Source organism: Patulibacter minatonensis DSM 18081 (genome assembly GCF_000519325.1).
GTDB lineage: Bacteria > Actinomycetota > Thermoleophilia > Solirubrobacterales > Solirubrobacteraceae > Patulibacter > Patulibacter minatonensis.
In genome coordinates this window covers 4364651-4385228 of sequence record NZ_KI912613.1, presented here as the reverse complement: position 1 = coordinate 4385228, position 20578 = coordinate 4364651, and the positions used below count along the sequence as shown (strand labels likewise).

Below are 20578 nucleotides of genomic sequence, written 5' to 3'. Positions count from 1 at the left end.
GCCGGACGCGGGGGACGAGATGAGCGCTGAGGACGGCCCCCGCGACTGGGAGGCCCGCACGTACGACCGGGTCTCCACGCCCCACCGCGCGTGGGGCGGGGACGTCCTCGGCCGGCTCGACCTCCGCGGTGACGAGACCGCGCTGGACGCCGGCTGCGGCACCGGGCGGGTCACGGCCGAGCTTCTGAAGCTCGTGCCCCGCGGCCGCGTGATCGGCGTCGACGGCTCGCCGTCGATGATCGAGCAGGCCGGCCGGGTCCTGCCGAAGACCGTCGAGCTGCAGGTCCAGGACCTCACCGCGCTCGTCATCGACTCCCCGGTGGACGTGATCGTGTCGACGGCGACGTTCCACTGGATCGCCGACCACGCGACGCTGTTCCACCGGCTGGCCGACGCCCTCGTGGCCGGCGGCCGGCTCGAGGCCCAGTGCGGTGGGCACGGGAACATCGCCTCGGTGGAGGCCGCGATCGGCCGCCTCCGCGAGCGTGCCCCGTGGTCGGACGCGTTCCACGGCTGGGTCGACGACTGGAACTTCGCGGGCCCGGAGGAGACCGAGGAGCGTCTGCGCGCCGCCGGGTTCCTCGACGTCCGCTGCTGGCTCGAGCCGCGGCCGGTCGCGCTGGACGATGCCCACGTGTTCCTCCGCACCGTCGTCCTCGGCAGCTACCTCGCGCGCCTCCCGGAGGAGGCCCACGACGACTTCGTCGAGGCCGTCCGCGAGGAGCTCGACACCGGCGACGGGGTCACCCTCGACTACGTCCGCCTGAACATGAGCGCGACGCGCGGCGAGGCCGGGGCCCGGACGCCGCTCCGGCAGCCGGGCGAGGCGATCCCGGAGTCGCCGGAGGACCTGGCCGCGCGGCTGCGGGGCTGACCCGCCGGCCGGCCCCCGCGGTCGGCCGGATCGGTCTCCGCCGCCGCCTCGCGGGCGTCGCCCGTCGGTGTCACCGGGTGCACGTCGTCCGTGCGGACACCCACGCACCGGGTGCACGCCCGTGCACTCCTGTGCAGTTGCGCACGCAAGGAGCTTGGGCGGAACGTGGCGGGTAAACGCTCGCCCGATGACCTCCCGCTCCCGTCGCCTGTCCGGCGTCCTGTCGATCACGCGGTTCCGGCTGCGCTACCTCGCGGGGGAGAGCCTGTGGCTGATCCCCGCGATCTACGTCGCCCTGGCGTTCGTGATGGTCGTCGTGGTGGAGGTCCTGCCGGAGGTCGACCTCCTGAGTGCCCCGCAGGTCGACGCGACGCTGCTGACGTCGGTGGCCAGCGGCATGCTCGCGCTCGCCGGGTTCGTGATCACGATCTCGTTCATCACGGTCGAGTTCGCGTCGATCGCGATGTCCCCGCGTCTCGTCGGCATCCTCCGGCGCGACCGGATGGTGAAGCGGGCCCTCGGTCTCGCGTTCGGCGCGTTCACGTTCTCCACGATCGGGGCGCTGCTCGTGAAGCCGGAGGAGAACCCGGCCGACGACCTGTTCGGGATCATCGCCACGATCTGGTCGATCCTCGCCGCGGTGATGTTCGTCGTCATGCTCGACCGGATCACGAACACCCTGCGCGCCGGCAACGCGGTGGCGACCGTCGGCGACAAGGCCCGGACGGAGCTCGAGGTCGTGCACCCCGTGGCGTTCGGGGACGAGGCCGACGCCCCGCTGGCCGGCGCCGCCCCGGACGCGCCCCTCGAGGCACCCGGGGACGCGACGATCGAGGTCCACGACGGCCCGGAGGCCGAGTACTGGGACGGCGACCGCGGCATGCCGCCGACCCGGCGCTTCCTCGGGGACGGCGACGAGACCCTGCACCACGAGGGCCGCCCCGGCGTGCTGGTCGCGGCTGATCTGGTCGCGCTGTCCCGGCTGGCCGCGGAGCTCGACACCCGGATCGACCTGCACGCCCCGGTCGGCCGGTTCCTCCCCGCGGGCGCGGCCGTCCTGCGCGTCCACGGCGCCCGGGCGCTCGACCACGAGCGCACGCTGCGCTCGGCGCTGGCCTGGGCGAGCGAGCCGACGCTGGCCTCGGACCCCCGTCACGCGTTCCGGGTGCTCGTCGACATCGGGCTGAAGGGCCTCGCGCCCGGCGTCAACGACCCGACGACCGCGGTCCAGGCGATCGACCAGATGCACGACCTGCTGCGCCGACTGGCGTGGCGGCAGCTCGGCGAGCTGCGCGTCCGGGACGCCGAGGGCGCCGTGCGCGTCACGATGCCGTCGCCGAGCTGGGGGCACTACCTGCGGCTGTCGTGCGAGGAGCTCGCCGACTTCGGTGCCCGCCACGCGCAGGTCCGCCGCCACCTCCGGGTGATGCTCGACGACCTCTGCGAATGGGCGCCCGAGGAACGCCACGCGACGACGCGGATGCAGCGCGAGAAGACGGAGCAGGCGATGGAGCGGCTTCGCGCGAGCTGACCCGGTCGTCCCGGAAACCGGACGGTCGTGCGTCCTTCCGTGGGTCGCACGGCGGCGGGGGAGGGGTCCCGAATATCGTGGGCGGCATGGCTCACGCGATCGCAGTCCTGCCCGGTGACGGGATCGGCCCGGAGATCACCGCGCCGACCCTCGAGATCCTCGGGGAGCTCGGCGACTTCACGTTCACCGAGCACCCGTTCGGCGGCGCGTCGATCGACCTGCACGGGACCGCGCTGACGGACGAGACGACCGCCGCGTGCAAGGCGTCGGAGTCGGTCCTGCTGGCGGCGGTCGGCGGGCCGAAGTGGGACACGACGGACCCGAACGCGCCGCGCCCGGAGCAGGGCCTGCTCGGCCTGCGCAAGGAGCTCGGCCTGTTCTCCAACCTCCGCCCGGTCCGCCCGGTCCCGGCCCTGTACGACGCCTCGGCGCTCAAGCGCGAGGTCCTCGACGGCACCGACCTGCTCGTCGTCCGCGAGCTCACCGGCGGCATCTACTTCGGCGAGAAGACGCGCACCGCGACCGACGCGTCGGACCTCTGCCACTACACCGTCGCCGAGGTCGAGCGGATCGCGCGATCCGCCTTCGAGACCGCACGCAAGCGTCGCAACCTCGTGCACTCGGTCGACAAGGCCAACGTCATGGAGACCTCCCGCCAGTGGCGCGAGGTCGTCCACCGCATCCACGCCGAGGAGTACAGCGACGTCGAGCTGCGCGACCAGCTCGTCGACTCGTGCGCGATGGAGCTCATCGCCCGCCCGACGCAGTTCGACGTGATCGTCACCGAGAACCTCTTCGGCGACATCCTCTCCGACGCCGCGGCGATGCTCTCCGGCTCGCTCGGGATGCTGCCCTCCGCCTCGATCGGCGACCCGTCGCAGCCCGGCATGTTCGAGCCCGTCCACGGCTCCGCACCGGACATCGCGGGCCAGGGCATCGCCAACCCGCTGGCGATGTTCCTCTCCGCCGCGATGATGCTCCGCTACGACTTCGGCCTCGAGGCCGAGGCCACCGCGTTGGAGTCCGCGGTCGACGGCGCGCTGGGCGACGGCCTGCGCACCGGCGACCTGGGCGGCAAAGCGACCACGGCCGAGGCGCTGGCCGCGGTGCGGTCGCGCCTGAAGTAGCGGGCGCGCGGCGGCGCGGCGACCGTCAGCCGCGCGCCCGGCGCTGGGCCGCCTCGACCGCGCGCCGGCCGACGTCGCGGCCGAAGCCCCGCACCCAGCGACGCTCGGCGGCGAGCTTCGCCCGAGGCGAGTCGTACGGGTCCGCGAGCGCCCACGGGTCGGTGGGCGCCGATCCGCCGGGACCGTGCAGGCCGTCGGCCGCCAGGACCGCCACGGTCCGCGCGGCCATCTCCACCTGGCCCGGTGCCGACGGGTGGACGACGTCGGGCAGCACGTGCCTCCGTCCGCCGAAGTCCGCGAGGTCGAGCACGAGCGCCCCGTGGACCGCCGCGACGTCGCGCACCAGCGCCGAGGCCCGGGACGGCTTCGGCGCGCAGCTCGGCCGGCCCAGGTCGGCCGGCAGCGTCGCCACGACGACGCGGTCGGCGTGGGTCGTCGCCGCACCGACGATCGCGTCCATCGTCAGGCGGTAGTCGTCGGCGTCCCACGGGTCGCCACGGACGTCGTTGACGCCGGCGTAGACCAGGGCGACGTCGTAGCGGCCGTGCATCCGCGGCACGAGGTCGGCCAGGATCTCGCGGGCGGTCGCGCCGTTGCGGGCGAGCTTGTGGAACGGGACGTCGAACGCCTCGGCGACCCAGGCGCCCCAGGACTGCATCGCGACGCCCAGCAGCGGCTCGCCCTCGCCGACCGTGATCGAGTCGCCCAGGGCCACGACCCCGCGCCGGCTGGCGGCACCCTCGGGCGGCAGGACGTCCGGAGCCTCGCCGGGGATCGCGGAGAACGGGCTCACCGGGTGCTCCCCGCGGAACGGACGTCGGGACGCGTCATCGCCCCGCCCCGACCGTCAGCGCCTTCAGCCGCGCGGCGTCCTGCGCCGTCAGCTGCCCCGGCTCCAACCGGTAGCCCCACGACCCGCCCTGCTCTCCCGGCACGTTCATGCGGTACTCGCTGCCCAGACCGAGCAGATCCTGCACCTGCAGCATGCAGAGCGACGCCCGCGAGGACTGCGCCAGGGCCACCAGCGACCACCAGGGCTCGTCCTGGCGGACGCCGGCAGCGTCGATCGCCGCGTCGGTCTCGGCGCGTCTGTCGTCGGGGATCGACTCCCACCAGCCGCGCAGGGTGTCGTTGTCGTGGGTGCCGGTGTAGAGGACCTGGTGCTCCCGATGGTTCTCCGGCCGGTGCGGGCCGTCAGGGTCGTCCGGGTCGAACGCGAACTGCAGGACGACCATCCCCGGCAGACCGAGGCCGTCGCGCAGGCGCTCGACCGCGGGCGTGATCACGCCCAGGTCCTCCGCGATCAGGGGGAGGCCGACGGGGGTCTCCACGGTGCCGTCGGACGTCGCGTTCCCGGCCGATGCACCGGTCCTCGCCCCGCCGGGCGTGACCGGCGGCCCGCCGGCCTCCGACTCGCGGGCCCGGTGCTCCAGATCCGACCGCAGATCCCGCGCCGCCGCGTCGAACACGGCGCGCCCGGGACCACGCGCCCAGCGCCCGTGCGACGCGTCCGGCGCGTCCTCGGGAACGGCCCAATACGACACGAAGCCACGGAAGTGGTCGATGCGGGCGAGGTCGAAGAGGTCGAACGTGCGGCGGAACCGCTCCGTCCACCAGCGGTAGCCGCGGCGCTGCAGCGCCGGCCAGTCGTAGACCGGGTTGGCCCAGAACTGGCCCTTGTCGGAGTACGCGTCCGGCGGCGCGCCCGAGACGACGCCCTCGCGAAACAGCTCCGGGTGCGCCCGGTGGTCGGCGCCGTCGGGCGCGACGTAGATCGGGACGTCGCCGATCATCCGTACGCCGCGTTCCGCCGCGTACGCGCGCAGGGCGGACCACTCGCGCTCGAAGCGGACCTGGTCGGCGACGGCGCCGTCGCCGGCGAACGCCTCCCAGTCGGTCACCCAGAACCCGTGGCGCGCCCGGAACCCGTCCTCCTCGTCGGCGCTCACCGGGGCCTCGGGATCCTCGAGGAACCCGTTCCACGCGGCGAACGCCGAGGCGGACTTGTAGGGCGAGCGGTACTCGTCCGGCGGGCCGAGCGGCAGGGTCTGCCACCACGACTGGCCGGCCGCGTGGAGCCAGTCGACGAACGCCCGGGCCTCCGCGCCGAGACGGCCGCCGGGCAGCGACGAGAGATGCAACTGGATCCCGCTCGAGCGCGGTATTGACATCTGGTGAACGTTTCCTGTCCGGGGCTGCTGGATAGTGGATCGGACACGTGCCCCGCGCCCCATCCTCGCAATCCCCGCCGCCCCGCATCCGCATCGAACGTCCGGGCCCGGCCGTCGACGGGGGCCGCGCAGCCGTCAAGCGCACCGCCGGCGACGTGCTTGCCGTGTACGCGGACGTCTTCCGCGACGGCCACGACACGCTCCGCGCCGTCGCCCGCTTCCGGCCCGCCGGCGAGGAGGCCTGGCGCGAGTCCCCGCTGCGCCCGGTCGACGCCCACGAGCAGGGCGTCCGCTGGGAGGGCGAGCTGCAGCTCGACGACACGCTCGGCGACTGGACCTGGCACGTCCTGGCCTGGGTCGACCGCTTCGCCACCTGGCGCCACGAGATCGACCGCAAGCACGCCGCGGGTCAGGAGGACCTCTCGGGCGAGCTGTCGGAGGGCGTCCTGATCCTGCGCGACGCCGCGAGGAACGCCGAGGGCGCGGCCCGTCGCCGCATCGAGGAGGCCGCCGCCCTGCTCGAGGGCCCGGACGCGCGTCCGGAGGTCGCGCTGGACCCGGACCTCGCCGCGATCCTCGCCGACCACCCCGACCGCGCCGAGCAGGCCGCCGGTGAGTCGCTGCCGGTCCAGGTCGACCCGGTCATCGCGCGCTTCGGCTCGTGGTACGAGCTGTTCCCCCGGTCGTTCGGGGGCCTGAAGGGCGCCACGGAGCAGGTCCCGCGCCTGGCGGAGCTCGGCTTCGACGTCCTGTACTTCCCGCCGATCCACCCGATCGGCCTCAAGAACCGCAAGGGCCGCAACAACACGCTGGTCGCCGGACCGGACGACCCCGGCAGCCCGTACGCGATCGGCGACGCGTCGGGCGGCCACACCGCCGTCCACGCCGAGCTCGGGACGATCGAGGACGTCGACCGCCTCGTGTCCGTCCTGGACGACCACGGCATGAAGCTCGCGCTGGACTTCGCGATCCAGTGCTCCGCCGACCACCCGTGGCTGACCGAGCACCCGGAGTGGTTCAACCGCCGCCCCGACGGCACGCTGAAGTACGCGGAGAACCCGCCGAAGAAGTACCAGGACATCTACAACGTCGACTTCGCGTGCGAGGACTGGGAGGGCCTCTGGCAGGCGCTCCTGGACGTCGTCCGCTTCTGGATCGACCACGGCGTCCGCGTCTTCCGCGTCGACAACCCGCACACGAAGCCGATCCCGTTCTGGGAGTGGCTGCTCGCCGAGGTGCGGAAGACCGACCCCGACGTGATCTTCCTCGCCGAGGCGTTCACCCGCCGTCGCGTGATGCAGGCGCTCGCGAAGGCCGGCTACCAGCAGTCCTACACGTACTTCACGTGGAAGAACGCGTCGTGGGAGCTACGCGACTACTTCACCGAGCTCGCGCACTCCGGCGAGCAGGAGTACTTCCGGCCCAACGCCTTCGTCAACACGCCGGACATCCTCAGCGAGGAGCTCCAGCACGGCGGGCCGAACGCGTTCCCCGTCCGCGCGGTGCTCGCCGCGACGCTGTCCCCGAGCTGGGGCGTCTACTCCGGCTTCGAGAACTTCGAGCACACCGCGGTCAAGCCGCACAGCGAGGAGTACCTCGACTCGGAGAAGTACGAGGCCCACGACCGTCGGCTCGACGGTCCGCTGCTGCCGCTGATCGGGACCCTGAACCGCGCCCGGCGCGACAACCCCGCGCTGCAGCACCTCGGGGACCTCCGGTTCCTGGACACCCGCAACGAGGCGCTCGTCGCCTACGTGAAGCGCCGAGAGGACAACGTCGTCATCACCGTCGTCAACGTCGACCCGCACACCGCCCAGGAGGGCCTCGTGGAGATCCCGCACGACCTGGGGCTGCCCGGGACCTACACCGTCACCGACCTCCTGAGCGTCGAGCGGTTCGACTGGCACCAGGGCGGCAACTACGTGCGGCTGGTGCCCGGCGAACGGGCCGCCCACGTGCTGCGGGTGGACACCCGATGAGCGGCGACCTCCCGACCCCCGGCGGCCCCGACGCCGCGAGCCTCCCCGAGCCCCGCGACCCCCAGGGCACCGCGACCCAGGCGCCCGCGGGCGGCGACACGACGACCCTGCCGACCCCGGGATCCGCGGACCCCGCGGGCGGCGGGCGCGAGGTCGCGACCCCGAACCACCCGAACTCGTGGTTCGAGAGCGACCCGCTGTGGTTCAAGACCGCGGTCTTCTACGAGATCCATCTGCGCGGGTTCTTCGACGGCAACAACGACGGATCCGGCGACATCCGCGGCCTGACGGAGAAGCTCGACTACCTGCAGTGGCTCGGCGTCGACTGCATCTGGCTCCTGCCGATGTACGCCTCGCCGCTGAAGGACGGCGGCTACGACATCGCCGACTTCTACCTCGTCCACGAGGACTACGGGACGATCGACGACATCCGCGCGCTGATCGACGCGGCGCACGAGCGCGGCATCCGGATCATCGCCGACCTCGTGATGAACCACACCTCGAGCGACCACGAGTGGTTCCAGAAGGCCCGGAACGCCCCGAAGGGCTCGCCCGAGCGCGACTGGTACGTCTGGAACGACGACGACCAGCTGTACTCCGAGGCCCGGATCATCTTCATCGACACCGAGCCGTCGAACTGGACGTGGGACCCCGTCGCGGGCCAGTACTACTGGCACCGCTTCTTCGCCCACCAGCCGGACCTGAACTACGACAACCCGGCGGTCCAGGAGGCCATGCTCGAGGCCCTGCGCTTCTGGCTCGACCTCGGGCTCGACGGGTTCCGGCTCGACGCCGTGCCATATCTCTTCGAGCGCCCCGGCACCAACGGCGAGAACCTGCCGGAGACCCACGAGTTCCTCAAGCGCGTCCGCCGCGAGGTCGACGAGGGCTACCAGGACCGGGTGCTGCTGGCCGAGGCCAACCAGTGGCCGGCCGACGTCGTCGAGTACTTCGGCGACGGCGACGAGTGCCACATGGCGTTCCACTTCCCGGTGATGCCGCGGATGTTCATGTCGCTGCGCCGCGAGGACGCGACGCCGATGTACGAGATCCTCGAGCAGACGCCCGACATCCCCGACAACTGCCAGTGGGGCATCTTCCTCCGCAACCACGACGAGCTGACGCTCGAGATGGTCACGGACGAGGAGCGGGACTACATGTACGGCGAGTACGCCAAGGACCCGCGCATGAAGCTCAACGTCGGCATCCGCCGGCGGCTCGCCCCGCTGCTCGACAACGGCCGGGACGAGATCGAGCTGATGAACGCGATCATGTTCTCGCTCCCGGGCTCGCCGGTCCTCTACTACGGCGACGAGATCGGGATGGGCGACAACGTCTACCTCGGCGACCGCGACGGGGTCCGCACCCCGATGCAGTGGACGGGCGACCGCAACGGCGGCTTCTCGAAGGCCGACTTCGCGCAGCTCTACGCGCCGCCCCTGATGGACCCGGTCTACAGCTACCAGGCGGTCAACGTCGAGGCCCAGCTGCGCACGCCGACCTCGCTGCTGCGCTGGATGAAGCGGTTCATCCAGCTGCGCAAGGAGCACCCGGTCTTCGGCGTCGGCACGTACGAGCCGCTCTCGCCGTCGAACTCGAAGGTCTTCGCGCACGTCCGCCGCTACGAGGACGACGTCGTCCTCTGCGTCCACAACATGGCCCGCAGCGCGCAGGCGGTCGAGCTCGACCTCTCCGCCTTCGAGGGTCGCTGCCCGGAGGAGATGTTCGGCCGGACGCTCTTCCCGCGCATCGGCGAGCTGCCGTACCTCCTGACGCTCGCGCCACGCGGGTTCTTCTGGTTCCTGCTGCGGGACACCGACGACGGCCCGGTCCTCGAACCGGTCGTCGCCGACCAGGAGGTCCCCGATGTCGGTTGATCTGAGCGGTCTGGACGAGGCGAACCTCGCCGAGTGGCTCGCCGGTCAGCGCTGGTTCGGCGCGAAGTCGCGCGAGCTCGCCCAGGTCCGCGTGCTCGACGTCGTCGTCCTGCGCGAGGACCCCGCGCTCAGGCTCGCCGTCGCGGTCGTCGAGGCCCGGTTCCCCGGCGGCACGCACGACCTCTACCAGCTGCCGCTCGCGATCCGGCCCGCCTCCGAGGCCTGGAGCACGGCCGTGCTCGAGCAGCTGGGCGGCCACACGGTCTACGACGCGCTGTCGGACCCCGAGGCCGCCGCGCTGATCGCCGGGATGCTGCGCGACCGCGCCGTCCTGGGGGAGGACCCGCGCATCGAGTTCCACTGGGTCGACGCCGTCCTGCCGCCGGCCGAGCAGCCGGTCGTCCGCGCGATGGGTGCCGAGCAGTCGAACTCGTCGGTCGTCATCGATGACGCGCTGGTGATGAAGGCGTTCCGCCGGATCGAGCCGGGGGAGAACCCCGAGCTCGAGATGACCCGCTTCCTCTCGGCGCGCGCGTTCCCGCACATCGCCGAGCTCGGCGGCTGGTACGGCTACAGCGGCGAGGTCATGGAGGCCACGTTCGGGGTCGTCCAGCGCTTCGTCGAGGGCGGGCGCGACGGCTGGGAGCTCGTCCTCGACGAGCTCGCCGAGGACCCGGAGGGCCTGCTGCCGCAGCTCGCCGCGCTCGGCGTCGTCGTCGCCCGGATGCACAACGTCCTGGCGTCGGACCTGAACGATCCGGCGTTCGCTCCGGAGGAGCCCACGGACGAGGCGCTGGCGATCATGGTCGCCACGATCGACGAGCAGATCGAGCGGCTCTTCGTCGACCTACCCGACGACGACGAGCGCCTGGAGGCCATCGCCGGTCGCGGCGAGGAGGCCCGGGACCGCCTGCGGCTCGTGTCGCAGATCGGCGGTGCCGGACGGCTGATCCGGCACCACGGCGACTTCCACCTGGGCCAGACGCTGCGCGTGGCCGACGGCGACGCGGGGCCGTCCTGGATCATCCTCGACTTCGAGGGCGAGCCCGCCCGCGCGCTCCTGGACCGCCGCCGCAAGCGCTCGCCGCTCCGCGACGTCGCGGGGCTCCTGCGCTCGCTGGCCTACGCCGCGTCCGCCGCGAAGCTCCAGCGGGGGTTCGAGCCGCCCGAGGGCTGGGAGGAGCGCGCCCGCGCCGCCTTCCTCGACGACTACCTCGCGGAGATCGAGCCGTCGCTGATGCCGCCGTCCGCGACGGCGACCCGCACCCTGCTCTCGATCCTGGAGCTCGAGAAGGCCGTCTACGAGCTCCGGTACGAGCTCGACCACCGCCCCGACTGGGTCCCGATCCCGGCCGCCGCCATCGCCCGCCTGCTCGAGGAGCCCATCGCATGAGTCCGAAGGACCTGCCCCGAAAGGCCCCGCCGTCGGCCGGCCCCGAGGCCTCGCCGGCGGACGTCGCGGCGCTCGTCGCCCGGGACCTCGCCGACCCGCACCGCCTCCTCGGCGCGCACCCCACGAAGGACGGCGCGGTCGTCCGCGTCTGGCGTCCCGACGCCTACGGTGTGGTCGTCCACCCGGAGTCCGGCGATCCCGTCGAGGCGGAGCGGATCGACGACGCAGGCCTGTTCCAGGTCGAGGTGCCCGGCGCCGAGGTCCCGCTCCGCTACGGCCTCGAGGTCGACTACGGCCAGCACGGCACGTTCCCCGTCGACGACCCCTACCGGCACGCGCCGACGGTCGGCGACCTCGACCTGCACCTGATGGGCGAGGGCCGCCACGAGGCGCTGTGGGAACGCCTCGGCGCGCACGTCCGGGAGCTCGACGGCGTCCGCGGGACGTCGTTCGCGGTCTGGGCCCCGAACGCGCGGTCGGTCTCCGTCGTGGGCGAGTTCAACGGCTGGGACGGCCGGTTGCACCCGATGCGGACCCTCGGCGCCTCGGGCGTCTGGGAGCTCTTCGTCCCGGGCGTCGGCGACGGGCAGCCCTACAAGTACGAGCTGCGCACCCAGGACGGGACGCTGAAGCTCAACGCCGACCCGTTCGCGTTCCAGACCCTCGTCCCGCCGGAGACCGACTCCGTCGTCCACGAGACGGCGCACGTCTGGCAGGACGACGACTGGGTCGCCCGCCGCAACGCGACCGACCACCTCGCCGCCCCGATGTCGGTCTACGAGGTCCACCTGCCCTCGTGGCGCCGCGGCGACGGCGACGCGCTCCTGAGCTACGCCGAGCTCGGCGAGCAGCTCGGCGACTACGCGGTGGAGATGGGCTTCACGCACGTCGAGCTCCTGCCGGTCATGGGCCACCCGTTCCCGGGGTCGTGGGGGTACCAGGTGACCTCGTACTTCGCCCCGACGCCGCGGCACGGGTCGCCCGACGACTTCCGCGCGTTCGTCGACGCGCTGCACGCCCGCGGCGTCGGCGTCCTGCTCGACTGGGTCCCCGCGCACTTCCCGCGCGACTCGTGGGCGCTCGCGCAGTTCGACGGGACCGCGCTCTACGAGCACGCCGACCCGCGCCGGGGATCGCACCCCGATTGGGGCACCCTGATCTTCAACTTCGGGCGCAACGAGGTCCGCAACTTCCTGCTCGCCTCGGCGCTCTTCTGGGTCGACGAGTTCCACGTCGACGGGCTGCGCGTCGACGCGGTCGCCTCGATGCTCTACCTCGACTACTCGCGCGAGGAGGGCCAGTGGGTCCCCAACGAGCACGGGGGACGAGAGGACCTCGAGGCCGTCGCGTTCCTGAAGGAGATGAACGAGGTCGTCTACGCCCGCGAGCCGGGGACGATCACCGCTGCCGAGGAGTCGACGTCGTGGCCGGGCGTGTCGCGGCCCACCTACACCGGCGGCCTGGGATTCGGCTTCAAGTGGAACATGGGCTGGATGCACGACACGCTGGAGTACTTCCAGCAGGACCCGATCAACCGCCGCTACCACCACCACTCCCTGACGTTCGCGCTGCACTACGCGTTCTCGGAGAACTTCGTCCTGCCGCTCAGCCACGACGAGGTCGTGCACGGCAAGGGCTCGCTGATCGAGAAGATGCCGGGCGACCGCTGGCAGCAGCTCGCGAACCTCCGCGCGCTCTACGGCTTCATGTGGGCGCACCCCGGCAAGAACCTGCTGTTCATGGGTCAGGAGTTCGCCCAGGAGCGGGAGTGGAGCCACGAGCGCTCGCTCGACTGGCACCTGCTCGACGAGCAGCACGACGACACGACGCCCCCGACGCACTCGGGCGTCCAGTCGGTCGTCCGCGACCTCAACCACGTGATGGCCGAGCACCCCGCGCTCTGGCAGCGCGACAACGACGCCGACGGCTTCTGGTGGCTGGAGCCCAACGACGCCGAGAACAACGTCGTCGCGTTCGCCCGGGCCGGCGCCGTCGAGCCGTCGGACCCGGCGACCCTCGAGTCCCGCGATCTCGTGATCTGCGTCGCGAACCTCTCGCCGGTGCCGCGCGAGGGCTACCGCGTCGGACTGCCGCGGGGTGGTCCGTGGCGGGTCGCGGTCAACACCGACGCCGCGGGCTACGGCGGGTCGGACGCCGGCAGCGCCGGTCGCGTCGATCCCGACGACGTCCCCTGGCACGGTCAGCCGTGCTCTGCCGAGCTCGCACTGCCGCCCCTCGGCGTGCTGTGGCTCGTCCCGGACGCCGGCGCCGCGTGAGCGCTCCCGGACCCCACGCGCCCGGCGGCGCGTACGCCTGGGAGCGTCGGCACGGCGCGACCCCGACCGGCGACGGCCGCACGACGTTCCGCACCTGGGCGCCACGGGCGGAGCGCGTCGAGGTCGAGGTCGCGGGCGAGCTGCACGCCACGGTCGACGCCGGCTTCGGCGTCCACGAGGCGGCCCTGCAGGCGCCGCACGGCACCGACTACCGCTTCGTCCTCGACGGCGAGCCCCTGCCCGACCCCTCGTCGCGCTGGCAGCCGGACGGCCTTCGCGGCGTCTCCCGCGTCGTCGACCCGGCCTCCTTCACGTGGACCGACGACGGGTGGCGCGGCGTCGACCGCTCCGCGCAGGTCCTCTACGAGCTGCACGTCGGCACGTTCAGCGAGGCCGGCACGTTCGACGGCGCGATCGAGCACCTCCCGGCCCTGGCGGAGCTCGGCGTCACGACGATCGAGGTCATGCCGGTCGCCGAGTTCCCCGGCGCCCGCGGGTGGGGCTACGACGGCGTGTTCCTCTCCGCCGCGCAGTCGAGCTACGGCGGCCCCGAGGGCTTCCAGCGCCTCGTCGACGCCGCGCACGCGGCCGGGCTCGGCGTGATCCTCGACGTCGTCTACAACCACCTCGGCGCGTCCGGTGTGCAGGCGATCGAGGCCTACGGGCCGTACCTCACCGACAAGCACGACACCTTCTGGGGCAAGGCCGTCAACTACGACGACGAGGACTGCGACCCCGTCCGCGAGTGGGTGCTCCAGAGCGCCGAGGGCTGGATCCGCGACTTCCACGTCGACGGGCTGCGCCTCGACGCCATCCACGCGATCTACGACGACTCGGCGCGCCCGATCGTCGGCGAGGTCGTGGCCCGCGCCCGGGCCGCGGGTCGGCCGGCCGAGCCGCACGGGCCCGGCGCGCAGGGTCGCGAGGTCCTGGTCGTCGCCGAGAGCGGCCTGAACGATCCGCGCGTGATCCGCCCGGCGTCGGAGGGCGGCCTCGGCTGCGACGGCGTCTGGGCCGACGACTTCCACCACGCCCTCCGCGTGCTCATGACCGGCGAGAAGGAGGGCTACTACGCCGAGTTCGGGGCCCTCTCGGACCTCGCCAAGGCGTTCCGCCGCCCGGTGCTGCCCGACGGCGGGTACTCGCCGAGCCGCCGCAAGCGCTTCGGCGCGCCGCACGACGACCGCCCGGCCCACCAGTTCGTCGTCTTCGACATGAACCACGACCAGGTCGGCAACCGCGCCGTGGGCGACCGCCTACCGCCCGCGATCCGCCCGCTGGCCGCGTTCCTGACGCTGCTCTCGCCGTTCACGCCGATGCTCTTCCAGGGCGAGGAGTACGGCGAGGACGCCCCCTTCCAGTTCTTCACCGACCACATCGACGAGGAGATCGCCGTCGCCACCCGGGACGGACGCCGCCGCGAGTTCGCGTCGTTCGCGGCGTTCCAGGGGGAGGAGGTCCCGGATCCACAGGCCGAGGAGACCTTCCTCCGGAGCAAGCTCACGCGACGGGAGGACCCGGAGCTCGCCGCCCTCTACCGCGACCTCCTGCGCGTCCGGACGACGATCGCCCCCGGCGACGCGACGCTCGTCGAGCACGACGACGAGCACGGGATCCTCCGCGTGGAGCGGGGATCGCACGTGATCGTGGCGAACTTCGGGGACGAGCCGACCCTGGTGGCAGCGGACGGCGTCGACCTGCTCCTGCAGACGCCCGGGGGTGCCGAGGCCGTCGAGGGCGGGGTCCTGATCGCCGCCCGCGCCGGGATACTCCTCGGATGAGCGTCACCGTCTGGCCCGGCCGGCCGTTCCCGCTCGGGGCCATCTGGAACGGCCAGGGCGTCAACTTCTCGCTGTACTCGATGAACGCGGAGCGCGTGGAGCTCTGCCTGTTCGACGACGACGACGTCGAGACCCGCATACCGGTCGAGCAGTGCACCGCGCACCAGTGGCACTGCTTCCTGCCCGACGCCCGGCCGGGGCAGCGCTACGGCTTCCGCGTGCACGGGCCGTACGACCCGGAGGGCGGGCACCGGTTCAACCCCGCGAAGCTCCTGATCGACCCGTACGCCAAGGCGATCGAGGGCGGCGTCGACTGGGACGCCGCCAACACGCTCCCGTACGTCCCGGGCGGCGCCGACACCCACGACGACGCCGACCTCGAGATCGACGACGAGGACTCCGCCGTCGCGATGCCCAAGTGCGTCGTCGTCGACGAGTGGTTCGACTGGGAGGGCGACGTCCGCCTCGAGCGGCCGTGGAACGAGACGGTCATCTACGAGACCCACGTCAAGGGCTTCACGATGACCCACCCCGACGTCCGCGAGGACCTGCGCGGCACCTACGCGGGCCTGGCCTCCGACGCCGCGCTCGGCTACCTGAAGGACCTCGGCGTCACGGCGGTCGAGCTCCTCCCGGTCCACCACATCGCCGACGAGTCGTTCCTCCACGACATGGGCCTCAGCAACTACTGGGGCTACGCGTCGATCGGCTACCTCGCGCCGCACGCCGGCTACTCGGCGTCGGGCACCCGCGGCCAGCAGGTCTCGGAGTTCAAGGGCATGGTCAAGGCCCTCCACAAGGCCGGCATCGAGGTCATCCTCGACGTCGTCTACAACCACACCGCGGAGGGCAACCACCTCGGCCCGATGCTCTCGATGAAGGGCGTCGACAACAAGACGTACTACCGCCTGGTCCCCGACGACCTGCACCACTACATGGACTACACGGGCACGGGCAACACGCTCGACGCCCGGCAGCCCGCCGTGCTGCGGATGATCATGGACTCGCTGCGGTACTTCGTGATCGAGTGCCACGTCGACGGCTTCCGCTTCGACCTCGCGTCCGCCCTGGCCCGCGAGCTCTACGACGTCGACCGCCTCTCCGCGTTCTTCGACACGATCCACCAGGACCCGGTGCTCTCGCAGGTGAAGCTCATCGCCGAGCCCTGGGACGTCGGTCCCGGCGGGTACCAGGTGGGCAACTTCCCGGTGCTCTGGAGCGAGTGGAACGGCATCTACCGCGACCAGATCCGCGACTTCTGGCGCGGGGCCGCCGGTGCTGCGGACTTCGCGGACCGCTTCTCCGGCTCCGCGGACCTCTACGAGGACGACGGCCGCGACCCGTTCGCGTCGATCAACTTCGTGACCGCCCACGACGGCTTCACGATGCGCGACCTCGTCACCTACAACGAGAAGCACAACGAGGCCAACCAGGAGGGCGGACGGGACGGCACCGACGACAACCGCTCCTGGAACTGCGGCGTCGAGGGCGAGACCGACGACCCGGCCGTCAACAAGCTCCGGCGTCGGCAGCAGCGCAACATGCTGACGACGCTGCTCCTGTCGCAGGGCACGCCGATGCTGCTCGGCGGCGACGAGATCGGCCGCACGCAGAACGGCAGCAACAACGCGTGGTGCCAGGACAACGAGATCTCCTGGTACTCGTGGTCGCCCGAGGTCAAGCAGGTCGAGCAGCTCGAGTTCACCCGTCGGCTGATCCGCCTGCGCGAGGAGCACCCGGTGTTCCGCCGCCAGGAGTTCCTGCGCGGTCGCGATCCCGAGGGCGACAACCTGCCCGACGTCTGGTGGTTCCGCCCCGACGGCCACCGCATGACCACGCGCGAGTGGGACGACCCGGACTGCCGCGTCCTCGGCGTGTTCCTCAACGGCGACGCGATCGCGGACCGCACGCAGCGCGGCGAGCCGCTGCAGGACGACTCGTTCGTCCTGCTCGTCAACGCGCACCACGAGGACGCGACGTTCACGCTCCCGTCCACCGCCTACGGCGAGGCGTGGGAGCTCGAGCTCTGCACCTTCGAGCCGACCGCCCGGGCGGACGGCGACACGCACGAGGCCCGCTCGGAGTTCGTCGTCCGGAGCCGGTCGATCACGATCCTCAAGCGCGCCTCGTGAGCGTCCCCCGAGCCACCTACCGGATCCAGCTGACCCCGGACCAGGACTTCGCGGCGGTCCGGGAGCTCGTCCCGTACCTGCGCGACCTGGGGATCTCCCACCTCTACCTGTCGCCCTCGCTGACGGCCCGCAGCGGCTCGACGCACGGCTACGACGTCGTCGACCCGACCACCGTCAGCGCGGCGCTCGGCGGCGAGGACGGCCTCCGGGCGCTCGCGGACGCCGGTCTCGGGATCGTGCTGGACATCGTCCCCAACCACATGGGCGTCGGCGACGAGAACCGCTGGTGGAGCGACCCCGAAGAGCGGGTCCGCGTCTTCGACTACGACCCGGAGGACGGCTGGTACCGCCGCTTCTTCGACATCGACGACCTCGCCGGCGTGCGCGTCGAGGACCCCGACGTCTTCGCGCTGACCCACGACAAGGTCCTCGAGCTCGTCCGGGACGGCGTCGTCGACGGCCTGCGGATCGACCATCCCGACGGCCTGGCCGACCCCGCGCAGTACCTGCGGCGGCTGCAGGACGCCGGCGTCGCGCACGTGTGGGTCGAGAAGATCCTGAGCGCGCAGCACCCGGTGGAAGAGCTCCCCGACTGGCCGGTCGAGGGCACCGTGGGCTACGAGTTCCTCGGCGACGCGACGGCGCTGTTCGTCGACCCCGCGGGGGAGGAGATCCTCACCGACCTCTTCGCCGAGCTGACGGGGGAGACGCGGCGGTTCGACGAGGTCGCGCTGGAGACCCAGCGGGTCCAGGCGACGACGACGTTCAGCCGCGAGGTCGAGCGCCTCCGGACGCTGCACGACGTCCTGGGCATCGCGGACGCGCTGGCCGGGATCCCGGTCTACCGGACGTACGCGCGTCCCGCGTCCGGCGACGGCGACGATCCGCTCCCGAGCGGCCCCTCGTCGCTGTCCGCCGCCGACCGCGACGCGATCGCCGCCTCGGACGCCCCGGAGGAGCTCCAGCGGGTCCTGCGACTCGAGGAGCCCGGCCACGGCGACTTCGTCACGAAGTTCCAGCAGACCTCCCCGCCGGTGACGGCCAAGGGCGTCGAGGACACCGCGTTCTACCGGTACGTCCGCCTCCTGGCGCTCAACGAGGTCGGCCACGAGCCCGACCGCTTCTCGCTCTCGGTCGACGCGTTCCACGCCCGCAACACCGCGCGCCTGGAGCACACCCCGCACGGGCTGCTCTCGACGCAGACCCACGACACGAAGCGCTCCGGCGACGTCCGCGCGCGGATCGGCGCGCTGGCGGGAATGGCGGGGGAATGGGCGGACGCGGTGCACCGCTGGCGTGCGCTCACCGCCGACCTCCGGACGGGGGACGCGCCCGACGGCGTCGAGGAGCTCACGATCCTCCAGACGCTCGTCGGCGCCTGGCCCCTGACGGCCGACCGTCTCTCCGGCTTCCTGCAGAAGGCGATGCGCGAGGCGAAGGTCCACACCACGTGGGCGGCACCCGACGAGGCGCACGAGTCCGCCGTGATCGGGTTCGCGACCGCGCTGCTCGAGCACCGGCCGTTCCTCGACGGCTTCGTGCCGTTCGCGGCGCGCGTCGCCGCCCGGGGCAGGCGGTCCGCACTCGCCCAGACGCTGCTGAAGCTCACCGTCCCGGGCGTTCCCGACGTCTACCAGGGCGACGAGCTCGAGACCCTGAGCCTCGTCGACCCCGACAACCGCCGGCCGGTCGACTGGGAGCGGCGGAGGGGCCTGCTCGCGTCGGTCGTGGCCGACGCCGCTGCCGCGTGGCCCGGGACGACGGAGGCCGCGGACGCGACGACGGTGGGGCAGGCCACGGACGCCGGGGCCGACCCGGACCCGTTCTCGGACGCCTCGACCGTCGCCTTCGACCGCCGGAAGCTCGCGATCGTCCACGGCGCCCTCGCGCTCCGCGGCCGGCTGCCCGACACGTTCGCGACCGGCGCGTACCGTCCTGTGGAGGCCGGTCCCGGCGTGGTCGCGTTCACGCGCGGGGACGACGTGCTCGTGGTCGTCGTGGTCCGCGCCAACGCTGCGACCGACGACGGCGGGGCCGCGGTCTTGCAGCTGGGGCCTGAGCACTCGGGGACCTGGGAGAGCGCGATCGGCGGCCCCGACCTGTCTGCCGACGGTCCGACGACGGTCGCGTCCCTCGTGGACGAGCACGGACTGGCGCTCCTGCGACGCCGGCGCGACGACCGGTGAGCGGTCCCGACGTCCTCACCCTCTCCTGGGAGTACCCGCCGGTCGTCGAGGGCGGTCTGGCGCGGCACGTCCACGGGCTGTCCGCCGGACTCGTGCGACGCGGTGCGGACGTCCGCGTCCTGACCCGCGGCGCCGAGGCGGTCCCCGCGCACGCCGAGTCCGACGGCGTCAACGTCCAGCGCGTCGAGCGGACGTCCCCGCCGGCGGGGCTCGACGCGTTCCTCGCCTGGGTCGACGAGCTCGGCGACGACCTGCTCGCCGCCGGCACCGCGGCGGCGGCCGACCGTCGCCCCGACGTGGTCCACGGACACGACTGGCTCGTCGCCGCGCCCGCCGCGGCGCTGGCGGACGCGCTCGGCGTCCCGTACGTCACGACTGTGCACGCCACCGAGCACGGGCGACACCAGGGCTGGGTCCAGAAGCACCCGCAGTCGCACGTCCACGGCGTCGAGCAGGCGATGATGGCCCGCGCGGACGCGGTCCTCGTGTGCTCGGACTTCATGCGCCGCCACGTCCTCGACGTGTTCGGCCCCGCGCCGGACGACGTCGTCGTGGTCCGCAACGGCATCGACCCGCAGCCGCCGGTCGACGAGGCCCGCGTGGCCGCGCTCCGGGCCGAGCTCGCGCCGGCGGGGGAGGCGCTCGTCCTCTGCGCCGGACGGCTCGTCTACGAGAAGGGCTGGCAGGTCGCGCTCGACGCGTTCGACCGCGTCCGTCGCTCGACCGCCCCGGCGGCGCCACCGGCCCGCATGGTCGTCGCGGGCTCGGGTCCGCACGAGGCGGAGCTCCACGCCCAGGCCACGCGCCTCGGCCTGGACGACGCGGTCACGTTCCTCGGCTGGACCGACGACGCGACGCTCCCGGCGCTCTACCGCGCCGCCGACGTCTGCCTCGTCCCCTCGCTGTACGAGCCGTTCGGGCTCGTCGCCCTGGAGGCGATGCGCGGCGGCTGCGCCTGCGTCGCCGCCGCGACCGGCGGGCTGCGCGAGGTCGTCCCCGACGGCACGGGCGTCCGCGTGCCGCCCGACGACGTCCGGGCCCTCGCGGCCGCCCTGCGTCGCCTGCTCGACGACGACGCGCTCCGCCGGCGCCTGGTCGTCGCCGGGGCGACGCACGCCGCCCGGTTCTCGTGGGACGACGCGGCGGCGCGGACGCTCGCGGTCTACGACCGCCTCGGCGTCCCGGTCTGAACCGGCGCCGGGCGGACCGGCGGCCGAGGACGGCCCGCGGGGCCGCGCCCGGACCGTCCGG

At 72.9% G+C, this 20578-nt stretch carries 13 protein-coding genes; 11 read left to right on the top strand and 2 right to left on the bottom strand.

Translation table 11 applies throughout. The features are described 5' to 3' along the window. Positions 1–19 precede the first annotated feature (19 nt). The 3 genes from PATMI_RS0120460 to leuB all read left to right on the top strand — a co-directional run bounded on the left by PATMI_RS0120460 (position 20) and on the right by leuB (position 3532). The gene (locus PATMI_RS0120460; protein WP_026912234.1) at positions 20–874 is read left to right on the top strand and encodes a class I SAM-dependent methyltransferase; all 855 of its coding nucleotides are present in this window, start codon (positions 20–22) and stop codon (positions 872–874) included. A 187-nt stretch (positions 875–1061) separates the two neighbouring features. Beyond that, entirely contained in the window at positions 1062–2405 is a 1344-nt protein-coding gene (locus PATMI_RS0120455) for a DUF2254 domain-containing protein (protein ID WP_026912233.1), read from the top strand. Between the two features lie 86 nt (positions 2406–2491). Next, positions 2492–3532 carry a 3-isopropylmalate dehydrogenase gene (gene leuB, locus PATMI_RS0120450; protein ID WP_026912232.1) on the top strand — a complete coding sequence of 347 codons (1041 nt, stop codon included), beginning with the start codon at positions 2492–2494 and terminating at the stop codon, positions 3530–3532. Positions 3533–3557: 25 nt separating this feature from the next. Here leuB and PATMI_RS0120445 read toward each other — a convergent pair whose 3' ends face one another. Then, positions 3558–4325, bottom strand: coding sequence for an SGNH/GDSL hydrolase family protein (locus tag PATMI_RS0120445; protein WP_026912231.1), 768 nt, complete (start codon positions 4323–4325; stop codon positions 3558–3560). Positions 4326–4359: 34 nt separating this feature from the next. Continuing rightward, positions 4360–5703 carry a 4-alpha-glucanotransferase gene (locus PATMI_RS32045; protein ID WP_157260884.1) on the bottom strand — a complete coding sequence of 448 codons (1344 nt, stop codon included), beginning with the start codon at positions 5701–5703 and terminating at the stop codon, positions 4360–4362. 47 nt (positions 5704–5750) lie between these two features. Here PATMI_RS32045 and PATMI_RS0120435 point away from each other — a divergent pair, with 47 nt between their 5' ends. Genes PATMI_RS0120435 through PATMI_RS32025 form a run of 8 tightly spaced genes read left to right on the top strand, consistent with a single transcriptional unit; the run spans position 5751 to position 20517 of the window. After that, a complete protein-coding gene (locus PATMI_RS0120435) occupies positions 5751–7682 on the top strand; it encodes an alpha-1,4-glucan--maltose-1-phosphate maltosyltransferase (RefSeq protein WP_026912230.1) in 1932 nt (643 codons plus the stop codon). Then, positions 7679–9559, top strand: coding sequence for a maltose alpha-D-glucosyltransferase (treS, locus tag PATMI_RS32040; RefSeq protein ID WP_084270120.1), 1881 nt, complete (start codon positions 7679–7681; stop codon positions 9557–9559). Before PATMI_RS0120435 ends, treS begins: the two co-directional genes overlap by 4 nt. Beyond that, positions 9549–10952: a maltokinase N-terminal cap-like domain-containing protein gene (locus PATMI_RS0120425; RefSeq protein WP_026912229.1), complete on the top strand. Its 1404-nt coding sequence runs from the start codon at positions 9549–9551 to the stop codon at positions 10950–10952. Before treS ends, PATMI_RS0120425 begins: the two co-directional genes overlap by 11 nt. After that, positions 10949–13228: a 1,4-alpha-glucan branching protein GlgB gene (gene glgB / locus PATMI_RS0120420; protein ID WP_026912228.1), complete on the top strand. Its 2280-nt coding sequence runs from the start codon at positions 10949–10951 to the stop codon at positions 13226–13228. Before PATMI_RS0120425 ends, glgB begins: the two co-directional genes overlap by 4 nt. After that, positions 13225–15009: a malto-oligosyltrehalose trehalohydrolase gene (gene treZ, locus PATMI_RS32035; RefSeq protein WP_051472094.1), complete on the top strand. Its 1785-nt coding sequence runs from the start codon at positions 13225–13227 to the stop codon at positions 15007–15009. The genes glgB and treZ overlap by 4 nt, the downstream gene beginning before the upstream one ends. Continuing rightward, entirely contained in the window at positions 15006–17141 is a 2136-nt protein-coding gene (glgX, locus tag PATMI_RS0120410) for a glycogen debranching protein GlgX (RefSeq protein WP_026912227.1), read from the top strand. Before treZ ends, glgX begins: the two co-directional genes overlap by 4 nt. Next, positions 17138–19327 carry a malto-oligosyltrehalose synthase gene (gene treY, locus PATMI_RS32030; RefSeq protein ID WP_051472093.1) on the top strand — a complete coding sequence of 730 codons (2190 nt, stop codon included), beginning with the start codon at positions 17138–17140 and terminating at the stop codon, positions 19325–19327. Before glgX ends, treY begins: the two co-directional genes overlap by 4 nt. After that, on the top strand, positions 19324–20517 hold the full coding sequence (locus PATMI_RS32025; protein WP_036726201.1) for a glycosyltransferase family 4 protein: 1194 nt from the start codon (positions 19324–19326) through the stop codon (positions 20515–20517). The genes treY and PATMI_RS32025 overlap by 4 nt, the downstream gene beginning before the upstream one ends. Positions 20518–20578: the final 61 nt, after the last annotated feature.